The sequence below is a fragment of the Pseudomonas sp. GW821-FHT12A04 genome (assembly GCF_058807755.1).
This window is the reverse complement of the sequence record NZ_JBXAQZ010000003.1, coordinates 287,487-313,584: the sequence shown is the minus strand read 5'-3', so window position 1 is coordinate 313,584 and position 26,098 is coordinate 287,487. Positions and strand designations below refer to the sequence as shown.

At 60.6% G+C, this 26,098-nt stretch carries 23 protein-coding genes; 5 read left to right on the top strand and 18 right to left on the bottom strand.

The genetic code is table 11. The features are described from left to right. The first annotated feature begins 152 nt into the window (after positions 1-152). Positions 153-1,169: an AraC family transcriptional regulator gene (locus tag AC1RS8_RS06815; protein ID WP_489340619.1), complete on the top strand. Its 1,017-nt coding sequence runs from the start codon at positions 153-155 to the stop codon at positions 1,167-1,169. A 35-nt stretch (positions 1,170-1,204) separates the two neighbouring features. Here AC1RS8_RS06815 and AC1RS8_RS06810 read toward each other — a convergent pair whose 3' ends face one another. The 6 genes from AC1RS8_RS06810 to AC1RS8_RS06785 all read right to left on the bottom strand — a co-directional run bounded on the left by AC1RS8_RS06810 (position 1,205) and on the right by AC1RS8_RS06785 (position 7,076). Then, on the bottom strand, positions 1,205-1,675 hold the full coding sequence (locus AC1RS8_RS06810) for an LEA/WHy family protein (RefSeq protein WP_057714946.1): 471 nt from the start codon (positions 1,673-1,675) through the stop codon (positions 1,205-1,207). A gap of 57 nt (positions 1,676-1,732) precedes the next feature. Next, positions 1,733-3,205, bottom strand: a complete 1,473-nt coding sequence (locus AC1RS8_RS06805; protein WP_489340551.1) for a nucleobase:cation symporter-2 family protein — start codon at positions 3,203-3,205, stop codon at positions 1,733-1,735. A 97-nt stretch (positions 3,206-3,302) separates the two neighbouring features. Then, positions 3,303-4,010: an HPP family protein gene (locus AC1RS8_RS06800; RefSeq protein ID WP_057714944.1), complete on the bottom strand. Its 708-nt coding sequence runs from the start codon at positions 4,008-4,010 to the stop codon at positions 3,303-3,305. Between the two features lie 159 nt (positions 4,011-4,169). Continuing rightward, entirely contained in the window at positions 4,170-5,381 is a 1,212-nt protein-coding gene (locus AC1RS8_RS06795; protein ID WP_493162478.1) for an MFS transporter, read from the bottom strand. Between the two features lie 182 nt (positions 5,382-5,563). Continuing rightward, positions 5,564-6,943, bottom strand: a complete 1,380-nt coding sequence (locus AC1RS8_RS06790) for a UDP-glucose dehydrogenase family protein (protein ID WP_057714943.1) — start codon at positions 6,941-6,943, stop codon at positions 5,564-5,566. Beyond that, a complete protein-coding gene (locus AC1RS8_RS06785) occupies positions 6,921-7,076 on the bottom strand; it encodes a hypothetical protein (protein ID WP_159389879.1) in 156 nt (51 codons plus the stop codon). The genes AC1RS8_RS06790 and AC1RS8_RS06785 overlap by 23 nt, the downstream gene beginning before the upstream one ends. Before the next feature lie 253 nt (positions 7,077-7,329). On the opposite strand from AC1RS8_RS06785, the gene AC1RS8_RS06780 reads away from it, so the two are divergent. After that, positions 7,330-8,268 (top strand): site-specific integrase, encoded by a 939-nt coding sequence (locus AC1RS8_RS06780; RefSeq protein WP_057714942.1) that lies wholly within the window; start codon positions 7,330-7,332, stop codon positions 8,266-8,268. 4 nt (positions 8,269-8,272) lie between these two features. Here AC1RS8_RS06780 and AC1RS8_RS06775 read toward each other — a convergent pair whose 3' ends face one another. The 10 genes from AC1RS8_RS06775 to AC1RS8_RS06730 all read right to left on the bottom strand — a co-directional run bounded on the left by AC1RS8_RS06775 (position 8,273) and on the right by AC1RS8_RS06730 (position 19,947). Next, the gene (locus tag AC1RS8_RS06775) at positions 8,273-9,343 is read right to left on the bottom strand and encodes an ABC transporter ATP-binding protein (protein ID WP_057714941.1); all 1,071 of its coding nucleotides are present in this window, start codon (positions 9,341-9,343) and stop codon (positions 8,273-8,275) included. Beyond that, positions 9,340-10,938 carry an ABC transporter permease gene (locus AC1RS8_RS06770; protein WP_090455080.1) on the bottom strand — a complete coding sequence of 533 codons (1,599 nt, stop codon included), beginning with the start codon at positions 10,936-10,938 and terminating at the stop codon, positions 9,340-9,342. Before AC1RS8_RS06770 ends, AC1RS8_RS06775 begins: the two co-directional genes overlap by 4 nt. Positions 10,939-10,941: 3 nt before the next feature. Continuing rightward, positions 10,942-11,955, bottom strand: a complete 1,014-nt coding sequence (locus AC1RS8_RS06765; RefSeq protein WP_057714939.1) for an iron ABC transporter substrate-binding protein — start codon at positions 11,953-11,955, stop codon at positions 10,942-10,944. A gap of 375 nt (positions 11,956-12,330) precedes the next feature. Then, the gene (locus AC1RS8_RS06760) at positions 12,331-12,888 is read right to left on the bottom strand and encodes a PqiC family protein (protein ID WP_489340552.1); all 558 of its coding nucleotides are present in this window, start codon (positions 12,886-12,888) and stop codon (positions 12,331-12,333) included. A gap of 17 nt (positions 12,889-12,905) precedes the next feature. Then, entirely contained in the window at positions 12,906-14,582 is a 1,677-nt protein-coding gene (locus AC1RS8_RS06755) for a PqiB family protein (RefSeq protein ID WP_223502228.1), read from the bottom strand. After that, on the bottom strand, positions 14,563-15,219 hold the full coding sequence (locus AC1RS8_RS06750) for a paraquat-inducible protein A (protein ID WP_090455084.1): 657 nt from the start codon (positions 15,217-15,219) through the stop codon (positions 14,563-14,565). Before AC1RS8_RS06750 ends, AC1RS8_RS06755 begins: the two co-directional genes overlap by 20 nt. Next, a complete protein-coding gene (locus AC1RS8_RS06745; protein WP_057714935.1) occupies positions 15,216-15,812 on the bottom strand; it encodes a paraquat-inducible protein A in 597 nt (198 codons plus the stop codon). The genes AC1RS8_RS06750 and AC1RS8_RS06745 overlap by 4 nt, the downstream gene beginning before the upstream one ends. Before the next feature lie 238 nt (positions 15,813-16,050). Beyond that, positions 16,051-17,352 (bottom strand): NAD(P)/FAD-dependent oxidoreductase, encoded by a 1,302-nt coding sequence (locus AC1RS8_RS06740; protein WP_489340553.1) that lies wholly within the window; start codon positions 17,350-17,352, stop codon positions 16,051-16,053. Further along, positions 17,349-18,437 carry a polyamine ABC transporter substrate-binding protein gene (locus tag AC1RS8_RS06735; protein WP_489340554.1) on the bottom strand — a complete coding sequence of 363 codons (1,089 nt, stop codon included), beginning with the start codon at positions 18,435-18,437 and terminating at the stop codon, positions 17,349-17,351. The genes AC1RS8_RS06740 and AC1RS8_RS06735 overlap by 4 nt, the downstream gene beginning before the upstream one ends. A gap of 151 nt (positions 18,438-18,588) precedes the next feature. Beyond that, positions 18,589-19,947 (bottom strand): glutamine synthetase family protein, encoded by a 1,359-nt coding sequence (locus AC1RS8_RS06730; RefSeq protein WP_150813217.1) that lies wholly within the window; start codon positions 19,945-19,947, stop codon positions 18,589-18,591. Positions 19,948-20,109: 162 nt separating this feature from the next. Between AC1RS8_RS06730 and AC1RS8_RS06725 the strand changes: the two genes are divergently transcribed. Continuing rightward, positions 20,110-21,042 carry a helix-turn-helix domain-containing protein gene (locus AC1RS8_RS06725; RefSeq protein WP_489340555.1) on the top strand — a complete coding sequence of 311 codons (933 nt, stop codon included), beginning with the start codon at positions 20,110-20,112 and terminating at the stop codon, positions 21,040-21,042. On the opposite strand, the gene AC1RS8_RS06720 is transcribed toward AC1RS8_RS06725, so the two are convergent. Beyond that, entirely contained in the window at positions 21,039-21,635 is a 597-nt protein-coding gene (locus tag AC1RS8_RS06720; RefSeq protein WP_090455087.1) for a cupin domain-containing protein, read from the bottom strand. The genes AC1RS8_RS06725 and AC1RS8_RS06720 overlap by 4 nt on opposite strands. A gap of 179 nt (positions 21,636-21,814) precedes the next feature. Next, positions 21,815-23,776, bottom strand: a complete 1,962-nt coding sequence (locus tag AC1RS8_RS06715; protein ID WP_489340556.1) for an oxidoreductase — start codon at positions 23,774-23,776, stop codon at positions 21,815-21,817. A gap of 315 nt (positions 23,777-24,091) precedes the next feature. On the opposite strand from AC1RS8_RS06715, the gene AC1RS8_RS06710 reads away from it, so the two are divergent. Together AC1RS8_RS06710 and AC1RS8_RS06705 are read left to right on the top strand one after the other, a co-directional pair. Further along, complete coding sequence (locus tag AC1RS8_RS06710) at positions 24,092-25,141, top strand: ABC transporter substrate-binding protein (protein ID WP_489340557.1); 1,050 nt, start codon at positions 24,092-24,094, stop codon at positions 25,139-25,141. A 75-nt stretch (positions 25,142-25,216) separates the two neighbouring features. Next, on the top strand, positions 25,217-26,005 hold the full coding sequence (locus AC1RS8_RS06705) for a class II aldolase/adducin family protein (RefSeq protein ID WP_489340558.1): 789 nt from the start codon (positions 25,217-25,219) through the stop codon (positions 26,003-26,005). The last annotated feature ends 93 nt before the right edge of the window (positions 26,006-26,098 follow it).

The following is a 26,098-nucleotide window of genomic DNA, read 5'->3' as shown; positions in this document are numbered from 1 at the left end:
CCCACAGGAATCCGGGTGTTCACAGCAATTGTGAACAACGCAGATCCAGTGTGGGAGCGAGCTTGCTCGCGATAGCGGTGGACCAATCAACAGGGATACTGTTTCAGCTAATATGCCCCCCACTCGAACAAGAACAGGGCTTGCCGCGATCCATGTCGGAAAAAGACACCATCTCCATTCAACTGGTGCGTGAAGCGCTGTTGCAAAGCTGCGCGCCAGGAATCGCCACGGACGAGGTGTTGATCAAGGTCGGCATCGCCCCGCAACTGTTGGGCAGCACCGACGCCCGCGTTCCGGCTACGGCTTATGCGCGCCTGTGGCGGTTGCTGGCACGGCGCGGGGATGATGAGTTCTTTGGCATGGACCCACGCAAACTCAAGTCCGGCAGCTTTGCGTTCCTGTGCCGCAGCGCCATGCTCCAGCCCAACGTGGCGGCGGGAGTGGCCAGCGGCCTGGCGTTTCTGTCGTTGATCCTCGAATACTTGCCGGCGCAGTTGGTGCGTCAGCAAAGCCTGGCGGAAATCGTCCTGCTGGAGGATGACAAGGACCCGCGCCGGGCCTTCACTTATTTCACTTACTGGATGATCGTGCACGGCGTTGCCTGCTGGCTGGCAGGACGGCGGATTCCGATCCTTGCCATCGAGCTGCGCTGTTCCAAACCGGATTTCTGCGATGACTATCAGGTGATGTTTTCCGAGAACCTGCGCTTCGACCGCCCACGCACCCGGATGATTTTCTCCGCCGATTGCCTGGACCTGCCCATCAAGCGCAGCCCTGAAGAACTCGAGCGATTCCTGGCCCGTGCGCCGGCGAACATTCTGGTGAAGTACCGCGATCCGCAGAGCCTGGCCAGCCGCATCAAACACGACCTGCGCCACCTGCCGGCCGAACACTGGCCGGAAACCGAAGCCCTGGCGCAACGCCTGTGCATGTCGGCTTCAACCTTGCGCCGCCGACTGGCCGAAGAAGGGCAAACCTACCAAGGCCTCAAGGACGGCGTACGCAAGGAGTTGGCGATTGTCTGGCTGGCGGAACCCACGATCAGCTTCAGCGAAATCGCCACGCGGCTCGGGTTCGCTGACGTCAGTTCGTTCTACAAGGCGTTTCGCAAATGGTCGGGGTCAAATCCGGGGCATTACCGCAGCCTGATTCTCAATGACACCGAGTGAATTCAGCGGCGCAACAGCCAATTCATCCAAGGCGTTTAACGGCTGCCAGTGGTCGGTCCAGGCAGATTGAGCGTGCCACTGTCCACGAAACGCTTCGTGTTGAACACCCCACCCGAGAGCTTGCCACGCAGGACATAAGGCATGTTGTTGAGGGTTTCCATCTGGCTGATGCCATAGGTCTGGCGGATCATCGAAAACGCCGAAACGCTGACCGGTACGCTGACGATGGTGTCGGAAAAGCGCCCGATCGTACCCCTCTCATCGGTGACGCCAGAGGCGAAGGGCTGGCCGTTGATGTCCAGGTCCAAGGCAACGCCGCTGTAGGTGAGGGTGTAGTCATTGGGGTTCTGCACGCGGATTCTCACGGCAAAGCGCACTTCCATGCCTTCGCCTTGCAGGGGTTCGACATCCACGACGTTGATTTTCAACGGGTCTCGATTGGGCAGCGAGGAACAGGCGCTCAGGCAGAGCAGGAGGGAAATCAGGACCGCGTGGAGGCTGCGCATGGACGTGTTCTCATCTGAAAAAGGCTGAACCGCCAGCGGCTCAGCCCTTGAGCCCGACTAGTGGTTCGACTGTGCAACCACCGCAGCCTTTGCGGGTTCATCCCTGGCGGTCACATCGGGGTTCTGCATCACCTGAAGCACGGAGGCTTCCGGATCGAATTCGTCCTCCTCCAGCTCGATGAACTCCTCGGGCAGGAAGATATTAAGAACGATAGCGCACAGCGCGCCGACGGTGATGGGCGATTCGAAAATGTTGTGCAGGGCCTTGGGCAGTTCACGCAAGACTTCCGGCACGGCGGCCACGCCCAGGCCCATGCCGATGGAAATCGCCACGATCAGCATGTTGCGCCGATGCAGGCCGGCCTCGGCGAGAATCTTGATCCCGGCCACGGCGACGGTGCCGAACATCACCAGTTCCGCGCCACCGAGCACCGGTTTCGGCATCAGTTGCAGTACCGCGCCGATCATCGGGAACAGGCCAAGCACCACCAGCAATCCGGCAATGAAAAACGCCACGTAGCGGCTGGCCACGCCGGTGAGCTGGATCACTCCGTTGTTCTGGGCGAAGGTCACCATCGGCATGCTGTTGAACACCGCGGCCATGGCCGAGTTGAGGCCATCGGCGAGCAGGCCGGACTTGATCCGGCGAATGTACACCGGGCCTTTGACCGGTTGCCGGGAGATCATCGAGTTGGCCGTAAGGTCACCGGCGGCCTCCAGCGGCGACACGAGGAAAATCACCGCCACCGGAATGAACGCCACCCAATCGAAGGAGAACCCGTACTTGAACGGCACCGGTACGCTCATCAGCGGCACTTCGGGCAGACTGTTGAAATCCACCTGGCCCATGAGCCATGCCACCCCGTAGCCCAGGGTCAGGCCGATGACAATCGCCCCCAGGCGCAGAAACGGCATATCCACCCGGTTCAACACTACGATGGTTCCCAGCACCAGCGCCGCCAGGGCCAGGTGACTGGCCGCTCCCAGGTCAGGGGCGCCGAAGCCGCCGGCGATGTCGGTCATCGCCACCTTGATCAGCGACAAGCCCATCAGCGTGATGATCGTGCCGGTCACCACCGGGGTGATCAGCATGCGCAATTTGCCGATGAACTGGCTCAACACCACCTCGATGAACGCGGCAAAAAAACACACGCCGAAAATGGTCGAGAGAATCTCATCGGTACCGCCACCACGAGCCTTGACCATGAAGCCGGCGCTGAGAATCACACTGATGAACGAGAAACTGGTGCCTTGCAGGCACAGCAGGCCAGAGCCCACCGGGCCGAAGCGCCGCGCCTGCACGAAGGTGCCCAGGCCGGAGACGAACAGCGCCATGCTGATCAAGTAAGGAATTTCACTTTGCAGGCCCAGGGCGCTGCCCATGATCAGCGTCGGGGTGATGATGCCGACGAAACTTGCCAGCACGTGTTGCAGGGCGGCGAAGACGGTGGCGGTCAGATGCGGGCGGTCATCGAGGCCGTAGATCAGGTCGTTGTGGCGTGGAACGGGGGCTTTTTCGGAGGCGGTCATGGTGGTTTGCGTGCCAGAAGGCGGGCCGGGTCAGAAAATGGAGGCGCAGGATGCCAGAACCGCCCGGCCACGGCAAAAGAACCTCCAGAACAGCGACTTACAGTCGTGGGGCGAGCACTTCGCCAACGCTGCGGCGTTTGGCGTGCAGTTCGCTGGCCTGGATCAACTGTTCGAGGTCTTCGGGGGTCACGTCATAGAACGCTTCCATGTCGGCCAACGCCAGTTTCAGGTCTTCGGCGGTGATGGCCTGACGGTCGACCGGCGGGTGATCGGCAGGAATCCTGGCCGCGGGCTCGCTGGCGCTCTTGGGGTAACGAACGCGGGTCAGGTTGTTGTAGGCCAGGGCGCACAGCAGCATCGTCGCCGCGCTGAGCATCACCGGTCCAATGGCTTTCCAGTCCATGGCAATGGTTGCCGGATCGGCCAGCACCAGGGTCAGGGCCAACGCACCGGCCGGTGGATGCAGGCACCGCAGCCAGCACATCAGGATCAACGCCATGCCCGCCGCCAGGCAAGCGCTACCCAGGGTCCGGCCCAACACATGGGCCACCAGCAGGGCAATCACACCGGCGCTCAAGTAACCACCGAGAATCGACCAGGGCTGGGCGAGCGCGCCCGAAGACACGGCAAACAACAGCACCGCCGACGCCCCCAGCGGGCCGATCAGGTGCTGGGCCACCTCAATGCCGAACACCTGGCTACAGAGCCACACGCTCATCAGTGTCCCCAGGGCCATGCCGATGGCGGCGCGGCTCCATTCGGTGGGGCGGGTGTTGATGGCGGCGGGCAACCAGCGAGCAAGCATTTCGAAAAGACTCCGGCAGAAAAATCGAGGCAAAAAAAAGGGCTTGGCTGGGGAACCCAGAAAGCCCTTGAAGTTGTTCCAACTGTTGGGGGAGGAACGCGCACAGTGTGCCGTCCAATCCTGCTACTGACAAATTCATATTAATGAGCTTTCAGTGCATTAATTTTGCTGTAATTTGCTCCGTCGACCGCTTGTGTAGCACAGCAAACCGCCCAGGGCCGCGAGTGCACTCAAGGCATAAAACATCGTCGGCGCCGGGGTGTGCATCAGCATGAAGCCGCAAATCACCGGGCTCAACGCACCGCCAAGGGCAGCAAGGTTTTGCGCGCCGTAGTAGCTGCCCCGCAGTTCTTCCGGTGCCAGGGTGTCGACGAAGAGAAACTCGGCCGGGTAAATGATGATTTCACCGAGGGTGAAGATGAACATCGCCACGCACCAGCTCACCAGGCTGTCCGCCAGGCTGAAACCGATCAGCCCGAGGATGAACAGGCCGGTGCCGGCCATGATCCATTGGCGCAGTTGCTCGCGCTTGAGAAAACGCCCGATCTGGTATTGCAGCAAGATCACACTGATGGCGTTGCAGGCGAGCAGGGCGGCCATGATTTCCATGGTGTGTTGGGGATTGCTGGTCACCAGCAGGTACTGCGACAGGTAAAAGGTAAATCGCCCGTGCACCACGGTACTGAGCAGGCAACCGGCGGTGAACAGGATCAGGGTGCGGTCGTTTTTCAGGGTGATCAGGGTTTTGAGGAAACTCTGCCCTTGGCCGCCGACAGTTGAGCGCGCCGGGTCCTTCGCGATCCCGGTCATCAGGAAAATACTGAAAAAAGCGATGGCCGCAGCGATCAGGAAGGGTGCACTGGCAAAGGCCCCGGCAATCAGCACGCCGAGCATCGGCCCGACAGCGTAGCCAATGTTGGTCAGCGTATAGCTCAGGGAAAATGCCTTGGCGCGTTGACCCACCGGGAGGTTGTCGCTGAGGATCGCTTTCGAACCGATGAGGAACAGCGATGAAGCGGTTTCGGTGACGATCAGGGTGATGGTCGTCAGGTAGAGGTTTTCAGCAAAGGTCAGCAGCACCAGGCCGACAGCGCTGGACGCCATCGAGAGAATCAGCAACCGGCGCTTTTCGAAGCGATCGATGATGTAGCCGCCATACAGGGAGAGCAGGGTGGCGACGAACACCGCAATGCCGAGCAGCAAGCCAACGTCCTGCTGGTTGAGCCCCAGCTTGTCGCTGACGAACAACGTGAGCAAAGGGCTGGTGATGGCGCGGCTGACGACGATGGTCAGCGAGCAGATCAACAGGCGGCGGATGAGGGGGGAGTAGCTGGTCACGGCGCGAATATCCTTATTCAATCGGGCCGGCATCAGCCCGATCGTGAGCGCTACTCTAGCAGTCAGACACGCGGTCGTTGCAACGGGATTTGCTTGAGGTGCTGCAGCACAAAATCATTCTTGTCGAACCGCCCGCCCAGCACTGGCGGCAATGCACCGACGGCCGTGCAGACCCAGCGCGGGAGACTGTTGGCGGATGTGAGGGAACGTGGTGTTCAGGCGACCACTGACTCGGCAAACCATTGCTGGTACGGAATCGGCAATTTGCTCGACTCGCCCCGACCGATCGGGAAGTAGGTGAAACCGATGCGTGCCAGACGGTCTGTGTCGTAAAGGTTGCGGCCGTCGAAGATCAGCGGTGCGTTGAGCCGCTGCCGGATCAGTTGAAAGTCTGGCGCCTTGAACTGTTGCCATTCGGTGCAGATGATCAGTGCATCGGCACCGGACAAGACCGACTCGGGTGTACCCATGAGCATCAGCTTCGATTCATCGGGATACAGCTTCTGGGTTTCCTGCATGGCTTCCGGATCGAACGCACGGACATTCGCTCCGGCGGCCCACAAGGATTCGAGCAACACCCGGCTCGGCGCATCGCGCATGTCGTCGGTGTTTGGCTTGAATGCCAGGCCCCACAAAGCAAAGGTTCTGCCACGCAAGTCGCCCTTGTAGAACGCGTTGATGCGCTCGAACAGCTTGTATTTCTGCCGCTCGTTGATGGCTTCCACCGCTTGCAGCAGGTCACTGGAGCAATGGGCCTGTTCAGCGCTGTGGATCAGGGCGCGCATGTCCTTGGGGAAACATGAGCCACCGTAGCCGCAACCGGGGTAGATGAAGTGGTAGCCGATGCGGGAGTCGGCGCCGATGCCCAGGCGTATCGATTCGATGTCGGCACCCAGGTGTTCGGCCAGTTCTGCGATCTGGTTGATGAAGCTGATCTTGGTCGCCAGCATGCAGTTGGCGGCGTACTTGGTCAGCTCGGCGCTGCGCAGGTCCATGAACATGATGCGCTCATGATTGCGGTTGAAGGGCGAGTACAGATCACGCATCACCTCACGCACTTCTTCGCGTTCACAGCCGATGACGATACGGTCAGGGCGTCGGCAGTCGGCCACGGCCGAACCTTCTTTCAAGAACTCCGGATTGGAGACAATATCGAACTGCAATACGCGCCCGACGCTGATCAGGCATTTGTCGATGTGTGCACGCAAGGCATCGCCGGTGCCGACCGGGACGGTGGATTTCTCCACCAGGATCGCCGGTTGCTCGCGATGACGGGCCACGGCGTCGCCCACCGACATCACGTAGCGCAAGTCCGCCGAGCCGTCGTCCCGGGACGGGGTGCCAACCGCGATGAACAGCACCTGCCCGTGCTGGACGGCGAATTTTTCGTCGCTGGTGAACTGCAACCGCCTGGCGTCAAGGCCTTCGCGTACCAGGCTGGCCAGCCCGGGTTCGAATATACTCACGTGGCCCTGCTGGAGCAGTTCGACTTTATTTTCGTCAACGTCCATGCAGACCACGTCGTGGCCGACTTCCGCCAATACCGCTGCCTGCACCAGGCCGACATATCCGCTACCAAATACACTGATTTTCATGGGTCACTCCTTGATTCAGGCGCACGAGCAGGTCGGGATATTGATGGTTATGACGCCGAGGATGAGCAATGCCACGCCAAGGCTTTTCCAGACGGGTCAGCAGACAGGCGACCAGCAGCAATTGCAGGCTCATGGTGCCGCCTGAGGAATAATCAAAACCGAGTCAGGATAGGCAAGGTCATATTTCAATTTGTCTATCGTGTTGAAAAAAGCCACATCCGGCCGTTTCAACCGTCAGGACAATGCCGACGCTGCCCAGTAGTGCAACGGGCGCAAGGCCTGACTCTTGGGCAGCCCTGGGGCTGTAAACGTAAATAGCCTTTACATCATTGTTTTTTTACTTATTAGTTGTTTCACTTAACTGTTTTAATTCAAGGCCGTTTCGTTTGATTGACTTACCTGTATCTGATTCACGCACACCCCTCACCAATCCACTGACCCTGTATCTGGCGCGACTGGCGCCGTCCAGCCAACTGACCATGCGTTATGTGCTGCAGGATGCCGCCGACCGCCTGGGCTTCGAAGACCACGATATCGAGGAAATTCCCTGGCACAATCTGCAGCCAGAGGACGTCATTGCGTTGGTGGCCACCTTGCGTTCGGACGGCTATGCGCCGAACACGTCTTCGCTCTATGTCAACGCGGTGCGTGGGGTGATGAACGAAGCGTGGCGCATGAGCCTGATCTCTCAGGAGCACCTGTTGAAGATGCGTACGGTGAAGGGCATGGCCGGTACACGGCTGTCCCAGGGGCGCAATCTCAGGCGTACGCTGATCCAGGAACTGATGGCGGTCTGCGCTGCCGATCCGCGGCCGCAAGGCCTGCGGGATGCCGCGATCATCGGGATTTTGTACGGTTCAGGGATGCGCAAATCCGAATCGGTGAACCTGGAGCTGAACCAGGTCGATTTCACCGAGCGCAGCCTGCGGGTGACGGCCAAGGGCAACAAGCAGTTGATCAAGTACGCACCGGCCTGGGCCTTCGCCAAGCTTGAAGCCTGGCTCGAGCTGCGCCGTTCGATGCTCAAGGACGGCGAGTCGGACGACCCGTTCCTGTTCAACCGCATTCGCCGTGGCAGCCACATCACCCGGGAGCGCATCACCAAACACGCGATTTACTACATCGCCCGGCAACGGGGCGCGCAGGTCGGGGTGAAAATCATGCCCCACGACTTCCGGCGTTCATTCATCACCCGGGTGATCGAAGAGCATGACTTGTCGATTGCGCAGAAGCTGGCGCACCACAGCAATATCCAGACCACGGCCAACTACGATGTGCGCGATGACAACGAGCGGCGTCGGGCGGTGGATCGATTCGATCTGTGAACGATCACACCTCGCTCAGTACATGGGCATGGCCGATGGTCGAGACCTGAACCGAGCTGCCGGCGGGTGGTGCATACATGCCTGAACTGCGCACCAGCAGTGATCGGCCCGACTGTGCGTTGCGGGTCAATGGCTGCAGTTCCACCGTCAGCGTGCAGGTGTTGCCGCTGAAATCCCGATCGGTGACCACGGCCCGGCAACCGCTGGCTTCCGGGTCGCTGGGGAGGATGCTGGCCAGTTGAAGTTGTTCGGGGCGCAGCATGATCTGCGCCGAACTGTTGTTGCGGTGGTTGTTGACGGGGATCCGTCCCAGGTCGCAATGGGCCCAACCGGCCTCGATGCGCGCGGGCATCACCACGGCATCCCCCAGGAACAGCGCGGTTTGCTCGTCTTCGGGATAGCGGTAAAGGTCCAGCGGATGCCCTGACTGGACCAGTCGGCCATGACGCATCACCGCCAACTGGTCGGCGAACGAAAGGGCTTCGCTCTGGTCATGGGTGACCAGAATGGTGGTGACGCCCGCGTCCTCCAGCAGCCGTGCAACCATCTTGCGCATGGCGGCGCGCAATCCGGTATCGAGCGCCGAGAACGGCTCGTCCAGCAGCATCAGTCGTGGCTGTTGCGCCAAGGCTCGGGCCAGGGCCACGCGCTGTTGCTGGCCACCGGACAATTCATGGGGCCAGCGCTCGGCCATCTTCGCGTCCAGCGCCACGCTGTCCATCAGTTCGGCAACGCGCTGCTGTTTTTCAGTGCCCTTGGTCGCCAGGCCGAAGCCGATGTTCGCTGCCACGGTCATGTGCGGGAACAGTGCGCCGTCCTGTGGCACGTAGCCGATCAGGCGTTGATGGGCCGGCACTTCGTGGGTGCCGTCGACCAGGGTCTGGCCGTTGAGCGACAGGCGTCCGGAATCGGGGAACTCGAAACCGGCAATCATCCGCAGCAACGTGGTCTTGCCCGAGCCGGAGGGGCCTACGATGACCGTGCGACTGCCGCTGGGCACCGAGAGGCTGACGTTGTCCAGGGCGCAATGGGCACCATAGGACTTGTAGAGGGCATTCAATTCAAGAGTGTTCATCGGCCAGCCGTTTTTTTCGATTGGTGATAAAGAAGTCCGGTCAACGGAAGCGACAGCACAACCATCAATAAGGCGTAGGGTGCGGCGGCTGCGTAATCGATTTCGCTGGTCAAGGCCCAGAACCCGGTCGCCAGGGTGCGCGTGCCGTTCGGGGCCAGCAGCAGTGTGGCGGTCAATTCGTTGGTGATCGCCAGGAACACCAGCGCCGCGCCGGCGGCCGCCCCCGGGGCAGCCAGGCGCAAGGTGATCAGCCACAGTGCCCGGGCTGGCGAGCGGCCAAGGCTGCGGGCAATGTTTTCCAGTTCCACCGGGGCCTGGGCAATGCCCGCGCGCAGGCTCACCAGGGCACGGGGCAAGAACATCAACAGGTACGCCAGCAGCACGGTGAAGGTGGTCTGGTATATCGGCCGGGCAAAGTGGATCGTGACGGTCACCAGTGCCAGCGCCACGATAATGCCGGGCAAGGAACTGGTGATGTAGTTGCAGCTTTCCAGCACCCGTTGCAGTCGACCGGGGTAGCGGATCGACAGCCAGGCAATCGGGATCGCCGCGCAGGTGGTCAGCGCCGCGCCCCCGATGCCCAGAAGCAGGGTTTGCTCAAGTGCGGGCAACAATTCGGCCATGTCCCAGACTTCCACGCCTCCGGCGATGAGCCACTTGCCCAGGGTGATCAAGGGCACGCCAAGGGCCAGGGCGCAGGTCATGATCTGCAGCGTCAGCGAGAGCAGGGTGGATACCGGTTTCAGGCGTACGACCCGTTGCTCCCGGGCGCTACCCGAACCGACGCGGGCGTAACGCGCAGAACCCCGGGCGGCGGATTCGGCCGTCAACATCGCCAGGCAACACAGCGCCAGCACACTGGCCAGCATGTGCGCCGCTGCGCCGTTGAAGGTCGATTTGAACTGATCGAAGATCGCGGTGGTAAAGGTGTCGAAGCGGATCATGGCGTACAGGCCATATTCGGCCAGCAGGTGCAGGCCGACCAGCAAGGCGCCGCCGCAGATCGCCAGGCGCAATTGTGGCAACACTACGCGGAAAAACACTTTCCAGGGTTTGAGTCCCATGGACTCGGCGACGTCTTCGATGGCCGGATCGAGCCGGCGCAAAGTGGCGGCTACCGGCAAATACAGGAACGGGAAGTAGGCGATGACCGAGACCAGGACACCGGCAAACAAGCCGTGAATCGGAGGCACCAGGCTGACCCAGGCGTAGCTGTGAACGAACGCAGGCACTGCCAGCGGCGCGGTGGCCAGCAACGACCACCAGCGCCGCCCCGGCAGATTCGTGCGTTCCGTGAGCCACGCCAGCGTCACCCCCAGCGCGACGCACAAGGGAATCGTCAGCAGCACCAGCAGCACGGTGTTGACCAGCAGTTCACCGACCCGAGGGCGGAACACCAGGGTCACAACGGTTGACCAGCCGGTTTGCAGGGACACACCAATAACGTAGGCGATCGGTAGCAGTGCCAGTAATGAAACCAGCACCGACAAACCGATCACCCATACACCGCCACGTCCCGCAAAGACTCCGCGGGAGCGTCGACGCAAATGTGCGGGTGTCGCCTCAGCGACCTCCGCAGGCAGGGTTTCTGGCATCAATTAGAGCAGTCCGGCCTGTGTCATCAGCTCCACGGCTTTTTTACTGTCGAGTTTTGACGCATCGACAGTCGGCGCATCGAGTTGATTCAGAGGCACCAGTTTAGGGTTGGATTCAGCGCCTTTACCCACGGCGTATTCAAACGACTTGCCGTTCTTCAGGACAGCCTGGCCATCCTTGCCGGTAATGTACTTGAGGAACGCCTGGGCTTGGTCCTGGTGTTTACTGGAAGCGAGGACGCCGCCGCCGGAGATGCTAACAAAAGCGCCCGGGTCTTTGTGCCTGAAATAGTGCAGGGCGGTGTTCTTGCTGTTTTCGCCGGTCTTGGACTGATCCACCAGGCTGTAATAGTGGTAAATCACGCCGCTGTCGATCTGCCCGGCATTCACGGCCTTGAGTACCGAGCTGTTGCCACGGTAGTTGGCATAGTTGGTTTTCATCGCCTTGAGCCAATCCAGCGTGGCGGCTTCACCCTTTTGTTGGAGGATGGCAGCGACGATGGCCTGGAAGTCAGCACCACCGGGCGATGCACCCCAGCGACCCTTCCAGCTCGGTGAAGCCAGGTCCATGATCGATTTCGGCAGGTCGGCTTCTGGCAGTTTGCTCGGGTTGTAGACGAACACCGTGGAGCGCGCGGCGATGCCTACCCATTTGCCGTGGGCCGGACGGTAGGCGGAGTCAATCTGCTCCAGCGTGGCCTTATCGACAGGCGCAAACAACCCGGCGTTGTCGACCAGGACCATGGCCGGGGAGTTCTCGGTCAGGAATACGTCCGCCGGCGAAGCCGCGCCTTCCTGCACGATCTGGTTGCCCATTTCGGTGTCATCGCCGTTGCGCAAGGTGACGGGAATACCGGTCTCCTGGGTAAAACCCTCGACCCAGGCCTTGGTCAGGCCTGCGTGTTGCGCGTTGTACACCACGATGCCGACGGAGTCGGCTGCATAGGCCTGGCCAGCGCTCAGCAAAGCGGTGGCCAGCAGGGCCTTTTTCAAGAACGAAGGGATTTTTGGAATCATTCTGTGGGCTGCTCCTGGTACATTTTTTGAAAGTCATGGGCATTGAAACGCCAGTTAACCAATGCGAATCATTTGCATGTTTTTGAAGTGCGGGAAATGTAGAGATCCAAATGAGAAAATAACGTCAAAAAAACCGTTAATACATGTAATTTTCATTCAGATTAGCAGCACTGTGCCCCCTGTGTTTCGACTCGTCGATCAAACGATGCCGCCGATCAGAATATGACGCTGCCCCGGCTGCCTTTTTGTCGTGTGCCTCGGCGTATTTGACGTTGCCAGTTGCTGCGGGCCGCCTGTCGCGGGGAATGACAGCAGGAAACAGGAAGGACGGATTAACGGCGAACTTGTCGCCGTTAATCCTGGGGATGAATACATTCAGGGCGCAGGGCAGGTTGCCTGTGGTCTGACGGCAGCCTGGCTGATCAGCGCGGCCAGGCGTTTGACGTTGTTTTGCTGGGCAAGCACCAGGTCATCGATGCTCGCACCCGAGGGCGTTTGCAGGGTGCTGCGGCAAATCAACCGTGCCGTGTCGCCGGTGCTGGCGCTGCGCAGGCGCCATTCCACGTCCATCAAGGCGTACTGGCCGGGCACCGAGTCGAAACGCTGCACATCGACCCGCACCGAGTGTCGGCCTTGTACAGGACTGTTGTTCAGTTGATCGACCAACGCACTGCGCAGTTCGTCCAACAGGGTCGCGCCCCACCATTGGGTTTCCAGGATCGCCAGGCCACTGTTGCCCTCGCGAATGACGATCTGCGCACGATCGACCTGGGGCGGCACGCTGATCGACTCGATCTGGATCACGCCGACGGTGGTCCTTGAGTGATTGCCCTCCTGGGCCGGGGTCAGGGTATGGAATTGAATCGGGTCACTGCGGCAGGCGGCGAGCAGCAACATCGCGGTGACCAGGGTGAACTTCAGCGGTAAAGCCATGGGTGTTGCTCCTGTGTTCAATTGCGCGGTGGCCCTTGCAGATCCATGGGGGCGGCATTATTCGGACGACCGCGAAGCAGCGATTCCGGATGCCGTCCCAGGTAATCCGAAAGATCACGCAAGGATCTCGACGTGCGTCCCAGTTCATCCAGGGTTAGCCCCAGTTTTTCCCGTTGCGGCGAATCCTCGGCTAAGGTCGAACTGGCCGACTGCAGGGTCGAATTGGCCGTTTCCAGCGTCTTGCTGACATCCGACAAAGTGGTTTGCACGCCAGGCAAGATCTTTCCGTTGAATTGCATCATGCCTTTGCGCAGCTCGACGAGATTGCCATCGAGATTGCCGGCAATACGCTCGATCGGCAGTTTGTTGATCTTGTCGACCATGGATTCGAGTTTTTCCTGCAATTGCTCGAGGCTGCCGGGAATGGTCGGAATCATGACCGGGCGTGCGTTTACATCGAAGGCGACCTTGTCGGTCTTGGGGTAGAAGTCCAGGGCAATGTACAACTGGCCGGTCAGGAAGTTGCCGGTGCGGGCCTGGGCACGCAGGCCGTTTTCGATAAAGGTACCGATCAAGCGTACGCCAGCGGCTTCGTTATCAGGGTCATGATTGAGCGCCTTGAGCATTTTGACATGGGCCTGGCCCAGGCGCTGCGGGTAGATCACGATACCGACGTTGACCGGGAAAGAGCGCTTTTTCTCGTCGTAATCCAGATTGACCGCCACTACCTTGCCGATTTCCACACCGAGGAACTCCACCGGGGCATCGACCTTGAGCCCGCGCAGTGCCTGGTCGAAGCGCATGGCCAGGTATTGCGGCTTGCCGTTCGGCGGGGCCAGGGCGGTTTGTTGGTCCTCGAACAATTCGTAGGCGTACTCTGCGGCAGCCGGCTTGTCGTTGGGGCTGTAGTCGGGCGCGCGGAAGGCAATGCCGCCCACCAGCAAGGAAGACAGCGACTCGGTCTTGACCGCAAAGCCATTGGCGCCGACGTTCACGTCAATGCCGCTTGCGTTCCAGAAACGGGTGTTTTCGGTGACGTACTTGTCATTGGGTGCATGGATGAACAGTTCAATGTTCACGCCCTTGCCATCCGGGTCCAGCGCGTAGGCCACCACTTGGCCCACGGGGATCTTGCGGTAGTAGACCGGAGAGCCGATGTCCAGCGACCCCAGGTCCTGGGTGAACAGAGTAAAACGCTTGCCCGGTTCGCCGTAGGTGATGGGTGGCGGATTCTCCAGTCCGATGAAGTTTTTTGCCCGGCCGTTGGCCTGGCCGATATCGGCCCCGATGTAATCGCCCGACAGCAGCGTATCGATCCCCGACACACCGCCCGCGCCAATGCGCGGCCGCACGACCCAGAACTGCGAATCTTCGCGGGTAAAGCTTTCGGCCTGCTTTTCCAGTTTGATGGTGGCGTTGACGCTTTTCTGGTCACTGCTGAGCTCCACATCGGAGACATGACCAATCACGACATTGCGGTATTTGACCTCGGTCTTGTTCGCGGTCAGGCCGTTACCGGTCTTGAACGTGACAACGATGGTCGGGCCTTGCTGCAAAATGCTGTGGACCACCAGCGAAATACCCACCAGCACCGCGACGATCGGGACGATCCAGACCAGCGAAACGCTGAAACGGCGGGTCTTGATCGGCGCCTGCCCGGGGGCTTGTGGCCCGTCAGTGGCTTGTGACTTCATCAGTGACCTCCTCATTGTGTGGGTTTTCCCGTTCTTTATCCCAGATCATGCGGGGATCGAAACTCATTGCCGAAAGCATGGTGAACACCACTACCAGACCAAAGAACAGAATGCCCGGGCGCGGTTCGATGTCGGCCAGGGCCTGGAATTTCACCAGCGAGGCCACCAGGGCGACCACGATCACATCGAGCATCGACCAGTAACCGATGACTTCGACGAAGCGGTACAGCGTCGACCGCTCCTTGCGTGCCCACTCGCTGTCGCGTTGCACGGTGACCAGCAGCAATGTGATGGCGACGAACTTGATTCCCGGCACCGCGATACTGGCAATGAATATGATCAGGGCGATATCCCAGGCCCCGGCTTCCCAGAACTCCAGCACGCCGCTCATGATCGTGCTGTCGGCGCCGTTGCCGACCATCTCGGTGTTCATCACCGGCAACAGGTTGGCCGGGATGTAGAACACCAGGGCCGCGATCATGTAGGCCCAGGTGCGGGCCAGAGAATTGGCTTTGCGCCGGTGCAGCGGTGCACCGCAACGCTCGCATTCGTGGGGCTCGCAAGTCATGTCGCAGGCCAGGCCGCAGGTGTGGCACAGGCACAGGTTGAGCTCGTCGGCGTAAGGAGGCGTGCTCATACAATGTCCCATAGTTCGCGAATGTCGCGCCCGGCGATGCGAATCATCATCAGGCTCAGCGCCGCCAGGGCAAACAACCCTATGCCGGGCAGCACATCGAGCAGTCCGGCGAGCTTGATCACCGCGACCATGGCGCCCAGCAGGCAGACTTCGAGCATGCTCCAGGGCCTGAGGGTTTCCAGCCAGCGCATGCAGAATTTGAATCCGGGCGAGCGTCGCCCGCCGAGTGCAAAGCCCAGCACCCAGATCAGCAGCAGCAACTGGAAAATCGGCGCGATGATCATGGCGATTGCCGCCACCATGGCGATGAAGGTGATAGGCCCCAGGCTCAGGGCCAGCACCGAGTCCCAGAGCGTTGCGCTGTTCTTCACGCCTTTGAGGTTGATGCTCATTACCGGATAGAAATTGGCGAATATCCAGAGCATCAACGCGGTGAAGGTCAACGCAAGACGCTGCTCCACAGTGAGGCCGTTATAGCGCTGAAGCACGCCGCCGCAGCGTGTACACAGGGTTTTTTGATGTTTGGCGAGCGTCACTTTTTGGTACACGCTGTCGCAGTGCTCGCAGATGATCAGCTGATCAGTAGTTGCCATGGGTCAAGCTCGACAGAAGGCAGGAAGTTCAGAGCACTCCCTCAATATAGAAGTGACTCGCAATTGAGCAAATCGAAAGTCGAAACAAGGGGATGGTAGAAGAGGGAATACGTAAACAGTGTGGGAGCGAGCTTGCTCGCGATAGCGGTGTGCCAGACAACCCAATCATTGGATTTCAGGTCGCTATCGCGAGCAAGCTCGCTCCCACAGTGGTTAGCAGGCGCCCGGCGGGACTACGTCAGCCCAGCATTTCCCGCATCCGATACCAGAACATGCCAAGGGCCAGCAAGGGTGAACGCAGGGCGCGTCCGCCGGGGAAGGTCATGTGCGGCACGGCGCTGAACACGTCGAAGCCTTTGCTGTGGCCGGCATGGATCGCTTCGCCCAACAACTTCGCGCACCAGTGGGTAACGTTCAGGCCATGGCCTGAGTAGCCCTGGGCGTAGAACACGTTCGGGTGCTGGCTCAGGCGCCCGACCTGGGGGAAACGGTTGGCCGAGATGCCGATCTTGCCGCCCCACTGATAGTCGATGCGCACATCGGCCAGTTGCGGGAACACCTTGAGCATCTGCGGGCGCATGTAGGCGGTGATGTCCGAAGGATCGCGCCCGGAGTAATGGCAGGCACCACCGAACAACAAGCGCCGGTCAGCCGAGAGCCGGTAGTAATCCAGGCCGACCTTCTGGTCGCACAGCGCGACGTTGTGCGGGATCAGTTTTGCAGCGGCCTCTTGCGATAAGGGTTCGGTGGCGATGATGTAGCTGCCTGCCGGGAGTACTTTGCCGCTGAGCTTCGGTTCGAGCTCTTCCAGATGGGCATTGCAAGCAAGCACCAACGTGCCTGCACTCACAGTGCCACCGGCGCAGCGCACTTGCACCGTGCTGCCATGGATCAACTCCAGCACCGGGCTCTGCTCGAAAATCCGCACCCCAAGGGACTCGGCAACTTGCGCTTCGCCAAGGACCAGGTTCAGCGGATGCAAATGCCCAGAGCCCATGTCCACCAGGCCGCCGGCGTACACACCGGAGTTCACCACCTGTTCACGGATTTGTTCTGGCGCCACCAGTCGGGTTTCAAAGGCGTAGCCGGATTCAATCAGTTGCCCCTGCTCGGCCTTGAGCGCCTTGAACTGGGCCGGGGTATTGGCCAGTTCGCAGAAGCCCCAACTCAGGTCGCAATCGATGCCGCGCTCGCGGATGCGATTGGCCACGACTTGCACCGACTCGTTCCCAGCGTGTTCCAGGTATTGCACGCCATCGGCGCCGATGTGCTTGGCGAAACCGCTGACGTCATGGCCGATACCACGAATCAACTGGCCGCCGTTGCGCCCGCTGGCGCCCCAGCCGATCCGTCGGGCCTCCAGCAGGACCACCGAGAGCCCACGCTGGGCCAGCTCGATGGCGGTGTTGATGCCGGTGAAACCCGCGCCGACCACGCAGACATCGGCCACCAGGTCCGAGGCCAGCGCGGGGCGCTGCCTCATGCCCTTGGCGGACGCTGCGTAATAGGAGTGGGTGTGTTCCTTGGTGTACTGATTCATTTGTTGGACTTCACTTTGCTCCACGAACGGGTCATCAGGCGCATGATCGACTGCGGCGGCGTGGTAGAGATGTAGAGTTTGTCGAGGACTTCCTGGGACGGATAAACCTCGGGGTTGCTGACCAGCTCAGGGTCCATGTACTGCTTGGCGGCCGGGTTCGGGTTGGCGTAGCCGACCGACTCACTGACCTTGGCGATCACTTGCGGGTCCAGCAGGTAGTTGATGAAGGCATGAGCTTCCTTCGGGTTGCTGGCGTCGGCGGGGATGGCCAGCAGGTCGAACCACAGGTTGGCGCCTTCCTTGGGAATGGCGTAGGCGATGTTCACGCCGTTGCCGGCTTCCTTGGCGCGGTTGGCGGCCTGGAACACATCACCCGAGTATCCGAACGCCACGCAGATGTCGCCGTTGGCCAGGTCCGAGACGTACTTGGAGGAATGGAAGTAGGTGATGTAGGGGCGAATGCTCAGCAGCTTGGCTTCGGCCTTCTTGAAGTCCTCGGGGTTTTCGCTGCGCGGGTCCATGCCCATGTAGTTGAGCATCGCCGGGAACACTTCGTCCGCCGAGTCCATCATCGACACGCCGCAGGCGCTGAGCTTCTTGATGTTCTCCGGTTCGAACAGCACGGCCCAGGAGTCGATCTTGTCGATGCCCAGCACAGCCTTGACCTTGTCGACGTTATAGCCGATGCCGTTGGTGCCCCACAGGTACGGCACCGAGTGTGCGTTGCCCGGATCGTTTTTCTCCAGCAGCGCCAGCAATTTCGGGTCGAGGTTCTTGAAATTTGGCAGTTGCTCGCGATCGAGCTTGAGGAACGCGCCGGCCTTCACCTGGCGGGCGAGGAAGTGGTTGGACGGCACCACCACGTCATACCCGGTACGACCGGCAAGCAGTTTGCCTTCCAGGGTTTCGTTGGAATCGAATACGTCGTAGATCACCTTGATCCCGGTCTTGGCCTGAAAGTCGGCGAGGGTGGTTTCGCCGATGTAGTCGGTCCAGTTGTAGACGCTGACCTGTGGCTGAGCCTGGGCACCGGCACTGAACAGTGCTGCCAGCGCGACCGGGACCATGGATTTCAAAAGACGCATGTCGATACCTCTTGGAATTATTGGGTTATATCGATGTTTCTTTGGTGTTCTGGCGGCCCTCATCGCGAGCAAGCTCGCTCCCACAGGGGAGCGCATTTCAAATGTGGGAGCGAGCTTGCTCGCGATGAGGCCGTTACGGACAGTGAAGATCTCAGACGCTGAGCATCAGGAACTCACGCTCCCAGGAGCTGATCACCCGTTTGAAGTTCTCGTGCTCGGCGCGTTTGACCGCGACATAGCCCCGCACGAACTTGCTGCCCAGGTAACGGCCAATGGTGTCGCACTCTTCCATCTGGGTCAGGGCGTCCTCGATGGTGATCGGCAGGCGCAGGTTGCGACGCTCATAGGCGCGGCCCTGTACTGCAGCGCTTGGCTCGATGCGTTCGACCATGCCCAGGTAACCACACAGCAGGCTGGCGGCGATGGCCAGGTACGGGTTGGCGTCAGCGCCCGGCAGACGGTTCTCGACGCGCATGGCGTCGGGGCTGGAGGTCGGCACGCGCAGGCCGACGGTGCGGTTTTCTTCGCCCCACTCGACGTTCACCGGTGCCGAGGTGTCCGGCAGGAAGCGGCGGAAGGAGTTGACGTTCGGCGCGAACATCGGCAGCACTTTCGGGATGTACTTCTGCAGGCCGCCAATGTGATGCAGGAACAGTTCGCTCATGTTGCCATCGGCATCGGCGAAGATCGGCTGGCCGGTGGCAATGTCCACCACGCTCTGGTGAAGGTGCATGGCGCTGCCAGGTTCATCGCCAACCGGCTTGGCCATGAAGGTTGCCGCCACGTTGTGCTTGAGCGCCGCTTCACGCATGGTGCGCTTGAACACGGTGATCTGGTCGGCCAGGTCCAGGGCATTGCCATGACGGAAGTTGATTTCCATCTGCGCCGGGCCGTCTTCGTGGATCAGCGTGTCGAGGTCCAGACCTTGCAGTTCGCACCAGTCGTAGACGTCTTCGAACAGCGGGTCGAATTCGTTGGCCGCGTCGATGGAGAACGACTGACGACCGCTTTCGGCACGCCCCGAACGGCCCATCGGCGCCTTGAGCGGCAGGTCCGGGTCTTCGCAGCGCTGGGTCAGGTAGAACTCCATTTCCGGCGCGACAATCGGCCGCCAGCCTTTATCGGTGTACAACTGCAGGACTTTCTTCAGCACATTGCGCGGCGACAGTTCGATCGGGTTACCGAACTTGTCGAAGGTGTCGTGGATCACGATGGCGGTCGGCTCGATGGCCCATGGCACCACGTAGACGGCGTCGGCGTCCGGCTTGCAGACCATGTCGATATCGGCCGGGTCGAGCAGGTCGTAGTAGATGTCGTCGTCGACAAAGTCCCCGGTTACCGTTTGCAAAAGGACACTTTCCGGCAGGCGCATGCCTCGCTCATGCAGGAACTTGTTGGTCGGTGCAATTTTGCCGCGTGCAATGCCGGTCAGATCGCTGACGACGCACTCGACTTCGGTAATCTTGTGATCTTTCAGCCAAGTGAACAGCTGATCGAAAGGGACATTCATAAAGACCTCGTTATTGGTTTTATTAACGCCAGGGGAGACCGGTTTCATCCGCCAGACACTTCCCCTGTAGCGCGTTGACGACTATCTTGTGCGAGCCTTGCGGTTCCATCTATCCACTTTAAGCAGCATAAAACGCACCAAAAGAGTGCGTAAGGTCGCCCCATGACAGGTTCCAGTTCCCTCCAGGTCCAAGCGTTCAACACCGCCGATGTCGCCGAGCAAATCCGCGCCACGCCGGGTTGGGTGCAGCAATACCAGCAGATGTCGCCGGGGCACTTCGCGGGTAGGGTGCGTTATCTGGATCTGCAGGGCGTGGAGATTTACGAAGAGTCGATGAACACCCGGGTCGAGCAGAATTTCAGCGCGCCCCAGGGTTCGTTATCGTTCTGTTTCGATCGCGGTGACAACGCGCTGTACGTGTTGAATGGCGAAAGCCGCAACATCTGGATCACCCCGGAGAACTACCAGGAAATCGCCGTGGTGTTCGGGCCGGAGTTTGTAAAGCGCCACCGCCTGGACATCGCCAGGCTTGAAGGGTTGTTCATGGCACCGCTCAACGCCCAGCAGAACGCGCTGTTTTGCCGTTGGCTCAGCGGAACCTTGACGCGGCTGTCGCAGACCTTCGATCCACCGAGCCGCGAAGCGCTGACCCAGCAACTGCTGGAAGATTGCCTGTTCATCCTCGACAACGCGTGTGTCGGCCTCGACCAGGGCGCCTTGCAGCGTCGGGCCGGGGAGCGTTCGATCATGAAACGGGTAGGGGAATGGGCCGCGGACACCCCGGAAGAACATCTCAATCTGCTGGAATTGTCCCAGATCGCGGGGTTTTCACTGCGTCAGTTGCAGCATGCGTTCAAGACCTACACCGGCATGTCGCCGACCCAGTGGCTGCGCCTGCGCCGACTCAACAGTGCCCACCGCGAATTGCTGAGTCGCACGCCGACGCAAACCACCGTGGCTGAAGTGGCGATGCATTGGTCGTTCTGGCATCTGGGGCGGTTTTCCAGCAGCTATCGTGCGCTGTTCAAGGAATTGCCGAGCGACACCCTCAAGCGTGCGAGTGTCACGCCGTCCCCTGGTCGCGGCCGACGTTAGAACGTCGGCGGTGTAATCACCCAGATCACCACCGCATCGACATCGCCAGGGTTGCCATAGCGGTGCGGTTCCTGGCTGGAAAAGCTGAAGCTGTCGCCTTCATTGAGCTGGAAATGGCGCTCGCCCACCCACAACTCGAAACTCCCCGAGAGCAAGTAGCCGGCTTCTTCACCGTCGTGGCTGTAGCTTTGCTGGCTGTAGGTGCCGGGCGGGAAACGCGAGTGGAGCATTTCCAGTTGGCGGTTGGCTTGCGGTGTCAGCAACTGGTCGACGATGCCGTCTTCGTAATGCACGTTCAGGCGGCTGTTCTTGCGCACCACGATGCCATCGTCTTCGGGCGCGGTGACCGCTTCACTGGCGAAGAACCACTGGATGGTGACGCCGAGGCTGCGGGCAATGTTGAACAGCGCCGGAATCGACGGGTAGGCGAGGTTGCGTTCCAGCTGGCTGATGTAGCCAGCGGTGAGTTCGCTCTGTTGCGCCAGTTCCGTCAGGGTCATGCCCCGACGCTTGCGCAGGCCGCGAATGCGCGTGCCGAGAAAGTGCGGTTCGGCGTTGCCGGGTGCGGGCTGTGTGGTGCTGCTGTTGCTCATGGTCAAATCCGAACCGGGAGGAGTGGCGCAAATCCCCGTAGGAGCGAGCTCTGCTCGCGATGGTCACCAACGATAACGCTGGAAGCCTGATACCCAGCGGTGTTCTCGGGTTCATCGCGAGCAGAGCTCGCTCCTACAGGGTTGGTGTTAGCCGTCTAAGCCCCGGAGTATAAACAGCCTTAAAGCTCCCACGCGACTTTAAGGCCTTCATAAATTGCTTCTTCGGCGGTGCGCGGCGCCAGGCAGTCACCGATCCGGCGAAACTCCACCAGCCCTTGCAACTCCGCGCCCAGGGTATCGACCGGCTGATGCCCCTGGCACAGCACCAGCGTGTCGATGTTCTCCATCAGCATCGGTTCGCCACTGGCGGTGTGTTGCAGGTAAACCGTGTTGTCATCGCAGCCATACAACCGCGCATATGGCGTGATCGGCACCCCCAGTTTATGCAGCTCGCCGGCCAGTTGATCGCGCACGTACAGCGGCAGGTTTTCCCCGCAATGGGTGCCATTGACCGCGAGTTGCACCTGATGCCCGGCGCGAACCAGGCGTTCGGCGATGCCGGGGCCGATCCAGTCGCAGCGCCAGTCCACGACCACCACGGAGCGACCAATCTTTACTTCATCGCGCAATACCTGCCAGGCGTCCACCACCTGCAACTCACCACCGCGCTCGAAGGGCGGCCAGTAGGGCTCGGCACCGGTAGCGACGATCACCATGTCCGGTTTTTCCTGCTCCACCAGTGCCCGGTCGACTCGGGTATTGCGCACTACGCGCACGCCGGCCAGTTCCATTTCCCGCTGCAGGTTGGTGCTGGCACCGCCGAATTCGCTGCGCCGTGGCAGCAATTGCGCGAGCAACACCTGACCGCCCAGTTGCGAATTGGCTTCGTACAACGTCACCTCATGCCCGCGCTGGGCCGCGACGGTGGCGGCTTTCATCCCGGCCGGGCCACCGCCGGCGATCATGATGCGTTTGCGCTGTGGCGCTTGTCGCCGTTCGCCGAAGATCAGTTCGCGTCCGGTTTCCGGGTGCTGGATACAGGAAATCGGCAAGCCCTTGTGGAAGTGGCCGATGCACGCCTGATTGCAGGCAATGCACGCCCGCACGTCTTCGACGCGGCCGGTGTCGGTCTTGTTGGGCATTTGCGGATCGCAGATCAGTGCCCGGGTCATGCCGCACACATCGGCTTGGCCACGAGCCAGAATCAGTTCGGCTTCCTGGGGTTGGTTGATGCGCCCGGTGACGAACAACGGAATGTTCAAACTGGCCTTGAACGTTCCGGCTTCCCTGGCCAGGTACGCGGCTTCGATCGCCATGGGCGGCACGATATGTACCGCGCCGCCAAGGGAAGCCGAGGTGCCGGCGACGATATGCACGTAATCGAGCTGCGCTTGCAGTGACTGCACGGCGGCCAGGGATTCGTCCTCGGTCAGGCCTTCCGGGTCGCGCTCGTCGGCGGAAATGCGCAGGCCGATTATGAACTGCTCGTCGGTCGCCGCGCGCACGGCGGCGATGACCTCGCGCAGAAAACGCAAACGCTGGTCCAGCTCACCGTTGTAGCCATCGGTACGCCGGTTGACCCGCGGATTGATGAACTGTGCCGGCAGGTAACCGTGGCTGGCCACGACCTCGACGCCATCAATGCCTGCCTGATGCAGGCGGCGGGCGGCAGCGGCATAACCGGCGACGATCTCGTCGATCATTGCCTGGTCCAGCGCGCGGGGCATCACCCGGAAACGTTCGTTGGGCACCGACGATGCGGAATAGGCCACCGCCAGCAGGCCATCGCTGGACTCCATGATCTCCCGCCCCGGATGGAACACCTGGGACAACACCAGGGTGCCGTGGGCATGGCAGGTTTGCGCCAGTTTGCGGTAGCCCTCGATGCACGCATCGTCGGTGGCCATCAGCACGTGGGAGGTGTAGCGCGCACTGTCATGCACCCCGGCCACTTGCAGCACGATCAGCCCGGCTCCGCCTTCGGCCCGCGCCCGGTGATAGGCGATCAATTGCTCATTGACCAGGTTGTCGGTGGGCATCGACGTGTCGTGACCACTGGACATGATGCGGTTCTTCAGGCGCTTGCCACGGATCTCCAGGGGTTCGAACAGGTGCGCGAAGGCGGGTGCAGAGGTCGGCATGGTGCGGGTACTCCTGGCAGGCTACCTCTGTAGGAGCGAGCTTGCTCGCGATGGACGTTAACGATAACGCGTGTTGTCTGGATGAACGCGTCGCCCTCAGGTCCATCGCGAGCAAGCTCGCTCCTACAGAGGCATAAGGTTTTCGGTGTTATTATTTTTATCTATAGAAATTTACCTTCAGTAAAAAATCAACTTGTTTTTTTACTATGCCTTGCAGTAGTTTCGTCTCGAGCCCGCTCCAGGGCCAAACCTCACAACAATAAAAAAGGGCTGCGCGGGCCTTGGGTCCCGTGGCACCTGCAAGAGGAACCACTGATGAAATCGCACACGCTCAAGCACGGTTTTTATCCCTTGGTGTTGTCCGTGGCCATGGGCCTGGGCAGCGCTCAGGCAGCATCGGACATGGTGGTGGTCGGATACGGCGGAGCCGGACAAAAAGCCCAGGACGTGGCGTTCTTTCAACCCTTCGCCGCCGTGGATCAAAGCAAAGTGATCCAGAGCGAATACAACGGCGAAATGGCCAAAATCAAAGTGATGGTCGATACCGGCAACGTCGACTGGGACGTAGTGCAGATCGAAGGCCCGGACCTGATGCGCGGTTGCGAGGAAGGCATGTACGAGCGCCTGGACTGGACCCGTCTGGGCCATGCCGACCAGTTGATCCCCGAAGCGGCACAGGAATGCGGCTCCGCTGCGCTGGTGTGGAGCGTGGCCATTGCCTACGACACCGACAAACTGGCCCAGCCCCCGACCTCGTGGGCAGACTTTTGGGACGTGAAGAAAACCCCCGGCAAGCGTGGGCTGCGTAAACGCGCGGTGTACAACCTGGAATTCGCCTTGCTGGCGGACGGGGTCAAGACCGAAGACGTCTACAAGGTACTCAGCACCCCGCAGGGTGTGGACCGGGCATTCGCCAAACTCACTGAACTCAAGCCTTACATCCAGTGGTGGGAGGCGGGCGCGCAACCGCCGCAATGGCTGACCGCCGGCGATGTGGTAATGACCTCGACCTACAGCGGGCGCATCGCCGACGCCGCGCAGAAAGGCAGCCACCTGGGTCTGGTCTGGCCCGGCAGCCTGTACGGCATGGATTACTGGGCGATCATCAAAGGGTCCAAGCATGTGGATCAGGCCAAGCGATTCATTGCCTTCGCCAATCAACCGGACGCCCAGGTCAACTACGTGCAACAGATCCCATATGGCCCGACCAACACCCAGGCCGCCGCACGGCTGGACGACAAACTGGCGCAATGGGTGCCCACTGCGCCGCAGAACCTCAAGGGCGCACTGTCGATGAACGTCGGTTTCTGGGTCGATCATGGCGAAGAGCTCGAAGAGCGCTTCAACGCCTGGGCCAGCAAATAACTGCCGATGGCTGGACGTGTCCGAGCGTCCAGCCTTACTGTCTGCCCCAGCCGATCAGCCTGGAGAACCACAAAAATGAACAACATCGCCACCCACCTGGCACCCGAACGCAGCGCCACCGAGCAGCGCCTGCGTGAGGAACTGGCGGCCTGTTACCGCTTGATTGCGCACTTTCGCATGACCGATTTGATCTTCACCCACATCTCGGTGCGCATTCCGGGGCCGGAGCATCACTTTCTGATCAACCCTTACGGGCTGATGTTCGATGAAATAACCGCGTCCAATCTGGTGAAGATCGACCTTGATGGTCACGCTGTGGAACCGTCGCCGTACCCGGTCAATCCGGCTGGCTTCGTGATCCACAGCGCTATTCATGGCGCCCGCGAAGATGCGCAATGTGTGTTGCACACCCACACCAAATCCGGTTGCGCGGTGGCGGCGTTGAAGTGCGGGCTGTTGCCGGTGAACCAGATTTCCATGGAGTTCTACGGCCGTGTTGCCTACCACGACTATGAGGGCGTGGCGCTGGATTTGAGCGAGCAAAAAAGGCTGGTGGCGGACCTGGGCGACAAATCGGTACTGATGCTGCGCAACCATGGTTTGCTGACCGTCGGTGAGACGGTGAGCCAGGCGTTCCTGCGCATGTACTACCTGGAAAAGGCCTGTGAAATCCAGTTGGCCGCCCAGGCCGCCGGTGAAGTCGTACTGCCGTCTGACGAGGTCTGCGCGCATACCGAGCGGCAGTTCAATGATCCGGGGCGGCCGTTGGAGGAGGGTGAGCTGGCTGACCCGGATGCCATGCAACTGGCCTGGGCTGCGTTGTTGAGAATGCTGGATCGAGTGGCGCCGGGTTACCGCGACTGATCCAGATCCTGTGTTGTATGGACTGACGCCATCGCGAGCAAGCTCGCTCCCACAGGGCAAACCACTGTGGGAGCGAGCTTGCTCGCGATGGGC

Excerpts from the sequence above, each read along its gene's own strand:
- AC1RS8_RS06815 (WP_489340619.1), top strand. The coding sequence starts at position 153 with ATGTCGGAAAAAGACACCATCTCCATTCAACTGGTGCGTGAAGCGCTG.
- AC1RS8_RS06810 (WP_057714946.1), bottom strand. The coding sequence starts at position 1,675 with ATGCGCAGCCTCCACGCGGTCCTGATTTCCCTCCTGCTCTGCCTGAGC.
- AC1RS8_RS06805 (WP_489340551.1), bottom strand. The coding sequence starts at position 3,205 with ATGACCGCCTCCGAAAAAGCCCCCGTTCCACGCCACAACGACCTGATC.
- AC1RS8_RS06800 (WP_057714944.1), bottom strand. The coding sequence starts at position 4,010 with ATGCTTGCTCGCTGGTTGCCCGCCGCCATCAACACCCGCCCCACCGAA.
- AC1RS8_RS06795 (WP_493162478.1), bottom strand. The coding sequence starts at position 5,381 with ATGCCGGCCCGATTGAATAAGGATATTCGCGCCGTGACCAGCTACTCC.
- AC1RS8_RS06790 (WP_057714943.1), bottom strand. The coding sequence starts at position 6,943 with ATGAAAATCAGTGTATTTGGTAGCGGATATGTCGGCCTGGTGCAGGCA.
- AC1RS8_RS06785 (WP_159389879.1), bottom strand. The coding sequence starts at position 7,076 with ATGAGCCTGCAATTGCTGCTGGTCGCCTGTCTGCTGACCCGTCTGGAA.
- AC1RS8_RS06775 (WP_057714941.1), bottom strand. The coding sequence starts at position 9,343 with ATGAACACTCTTGAATTGAATGCCCTCTACAAGTCCTATGGTGCCCAT.
- AC1RS8_RS06770 (WP_090455080.1), bottom strand. The coding sequence starts at position 10,938 with ATGCCAGAAACCCTGCCTGCGGAGGTCGCTGAGGCGACACCCGCACAT.
- AC1RS8_RS06765 (WP_057714939.1), bottom strand. The coding sequence starts at position 11,955 with ATGATTCCAAAAATCCCTTCGTTCTTGAAAAAGGCCCTGCTGGCCACC.
- AC1RS8_RS06760 (WP_489340552.1), bottom strand. The coding sequence starts at position 12,888 with ATGGCTTTACCGCTGAAGTTCACCCTGGTCACCGCGATGTTGCTGCTC.
- AC1RS8_RS06755 (WP_223502228.1), bottom strand. The coding sequence starts at position 14,582 with ATGAAGTCACAAGCCACTGACGGGCCACAAGCCCCCGGGCAGGCGCCG.
- AC1RS8_RS06750 (WP_090455084.1), bottom strand. The coding sequence starts at position 15,219 with ATGAGCACGCCTCCTTACGCCGACGAGCTCAACCTGTGCCTGTGCCAC.
- AC1RS8_RS06745 (WP_057714935.1), bottom strand. The coding sequence starts at position 15,812 with ATGGCAACTACTGATCAGCTGATCATCTGCGAGCACTGCGACAGCGTG.
- AC1RS8_RS06740 (WP_489340553.1), bottom strand. The coding sequence starts at position 17,352 with ATGAATCAGTACACCAAGGAACACACCCACTCCTATTACGCAGCGTCC.
- AC1RS8_RS06735 (WP_489340554.1), bottom strand. The coding sequence starts at position 18,437 with ATGCGTCTTTTGAAATCCATGGTCCCGGTCGCGCTGGCAGCACTGTTC.
- AC1RS8_RS06730 (WP_150813217.1), bottom strand. The coding sequence starts at position 19,947 with ATGAATGTCCCTTTCGATCAGCTGTTCACTTGGCTGAAAGATCACAAG.
- AC1RS8_RS06725 (WP_489340555.1), top strand. The coding sequence starts at position 20,110 with ATGACAGGTTCCAGTTCCCTCCAGGTCCAAGCGTTCAACACCGCCGAT.
- AC1RS8_RS06720 (WP_090455087.1), bottom strand. The coding sequence starts at position 21,635 with ATGAGCAACAGCAGCACCACACAGCCCGCACCCGGCAACGCCGAACCG.
- AC1RS8_RS06715 (WP_489340556.1), bottom strand. The coding sequence starts at position 23,776 with ATGCCGACCTCTGCACCCGCCTTCGCGCACCTGTTCGAACCCCTGGAG.
- AC1RS8_RS06710 (WP_489340557.1), top strand. The coding sequence starts at position 24,092 with ATGAAATCGCACACGCTCAAGCACGGTTTTTATCCCTTGGTGTTGTCC.
- AC1RS8_RS06705 (WP_489340558.1), top strand. The coding sequence starts at position 25,217 with ATGAACAACATCGCCACCCACCTGGCACCCGAACGCAGCGCCACCGAG.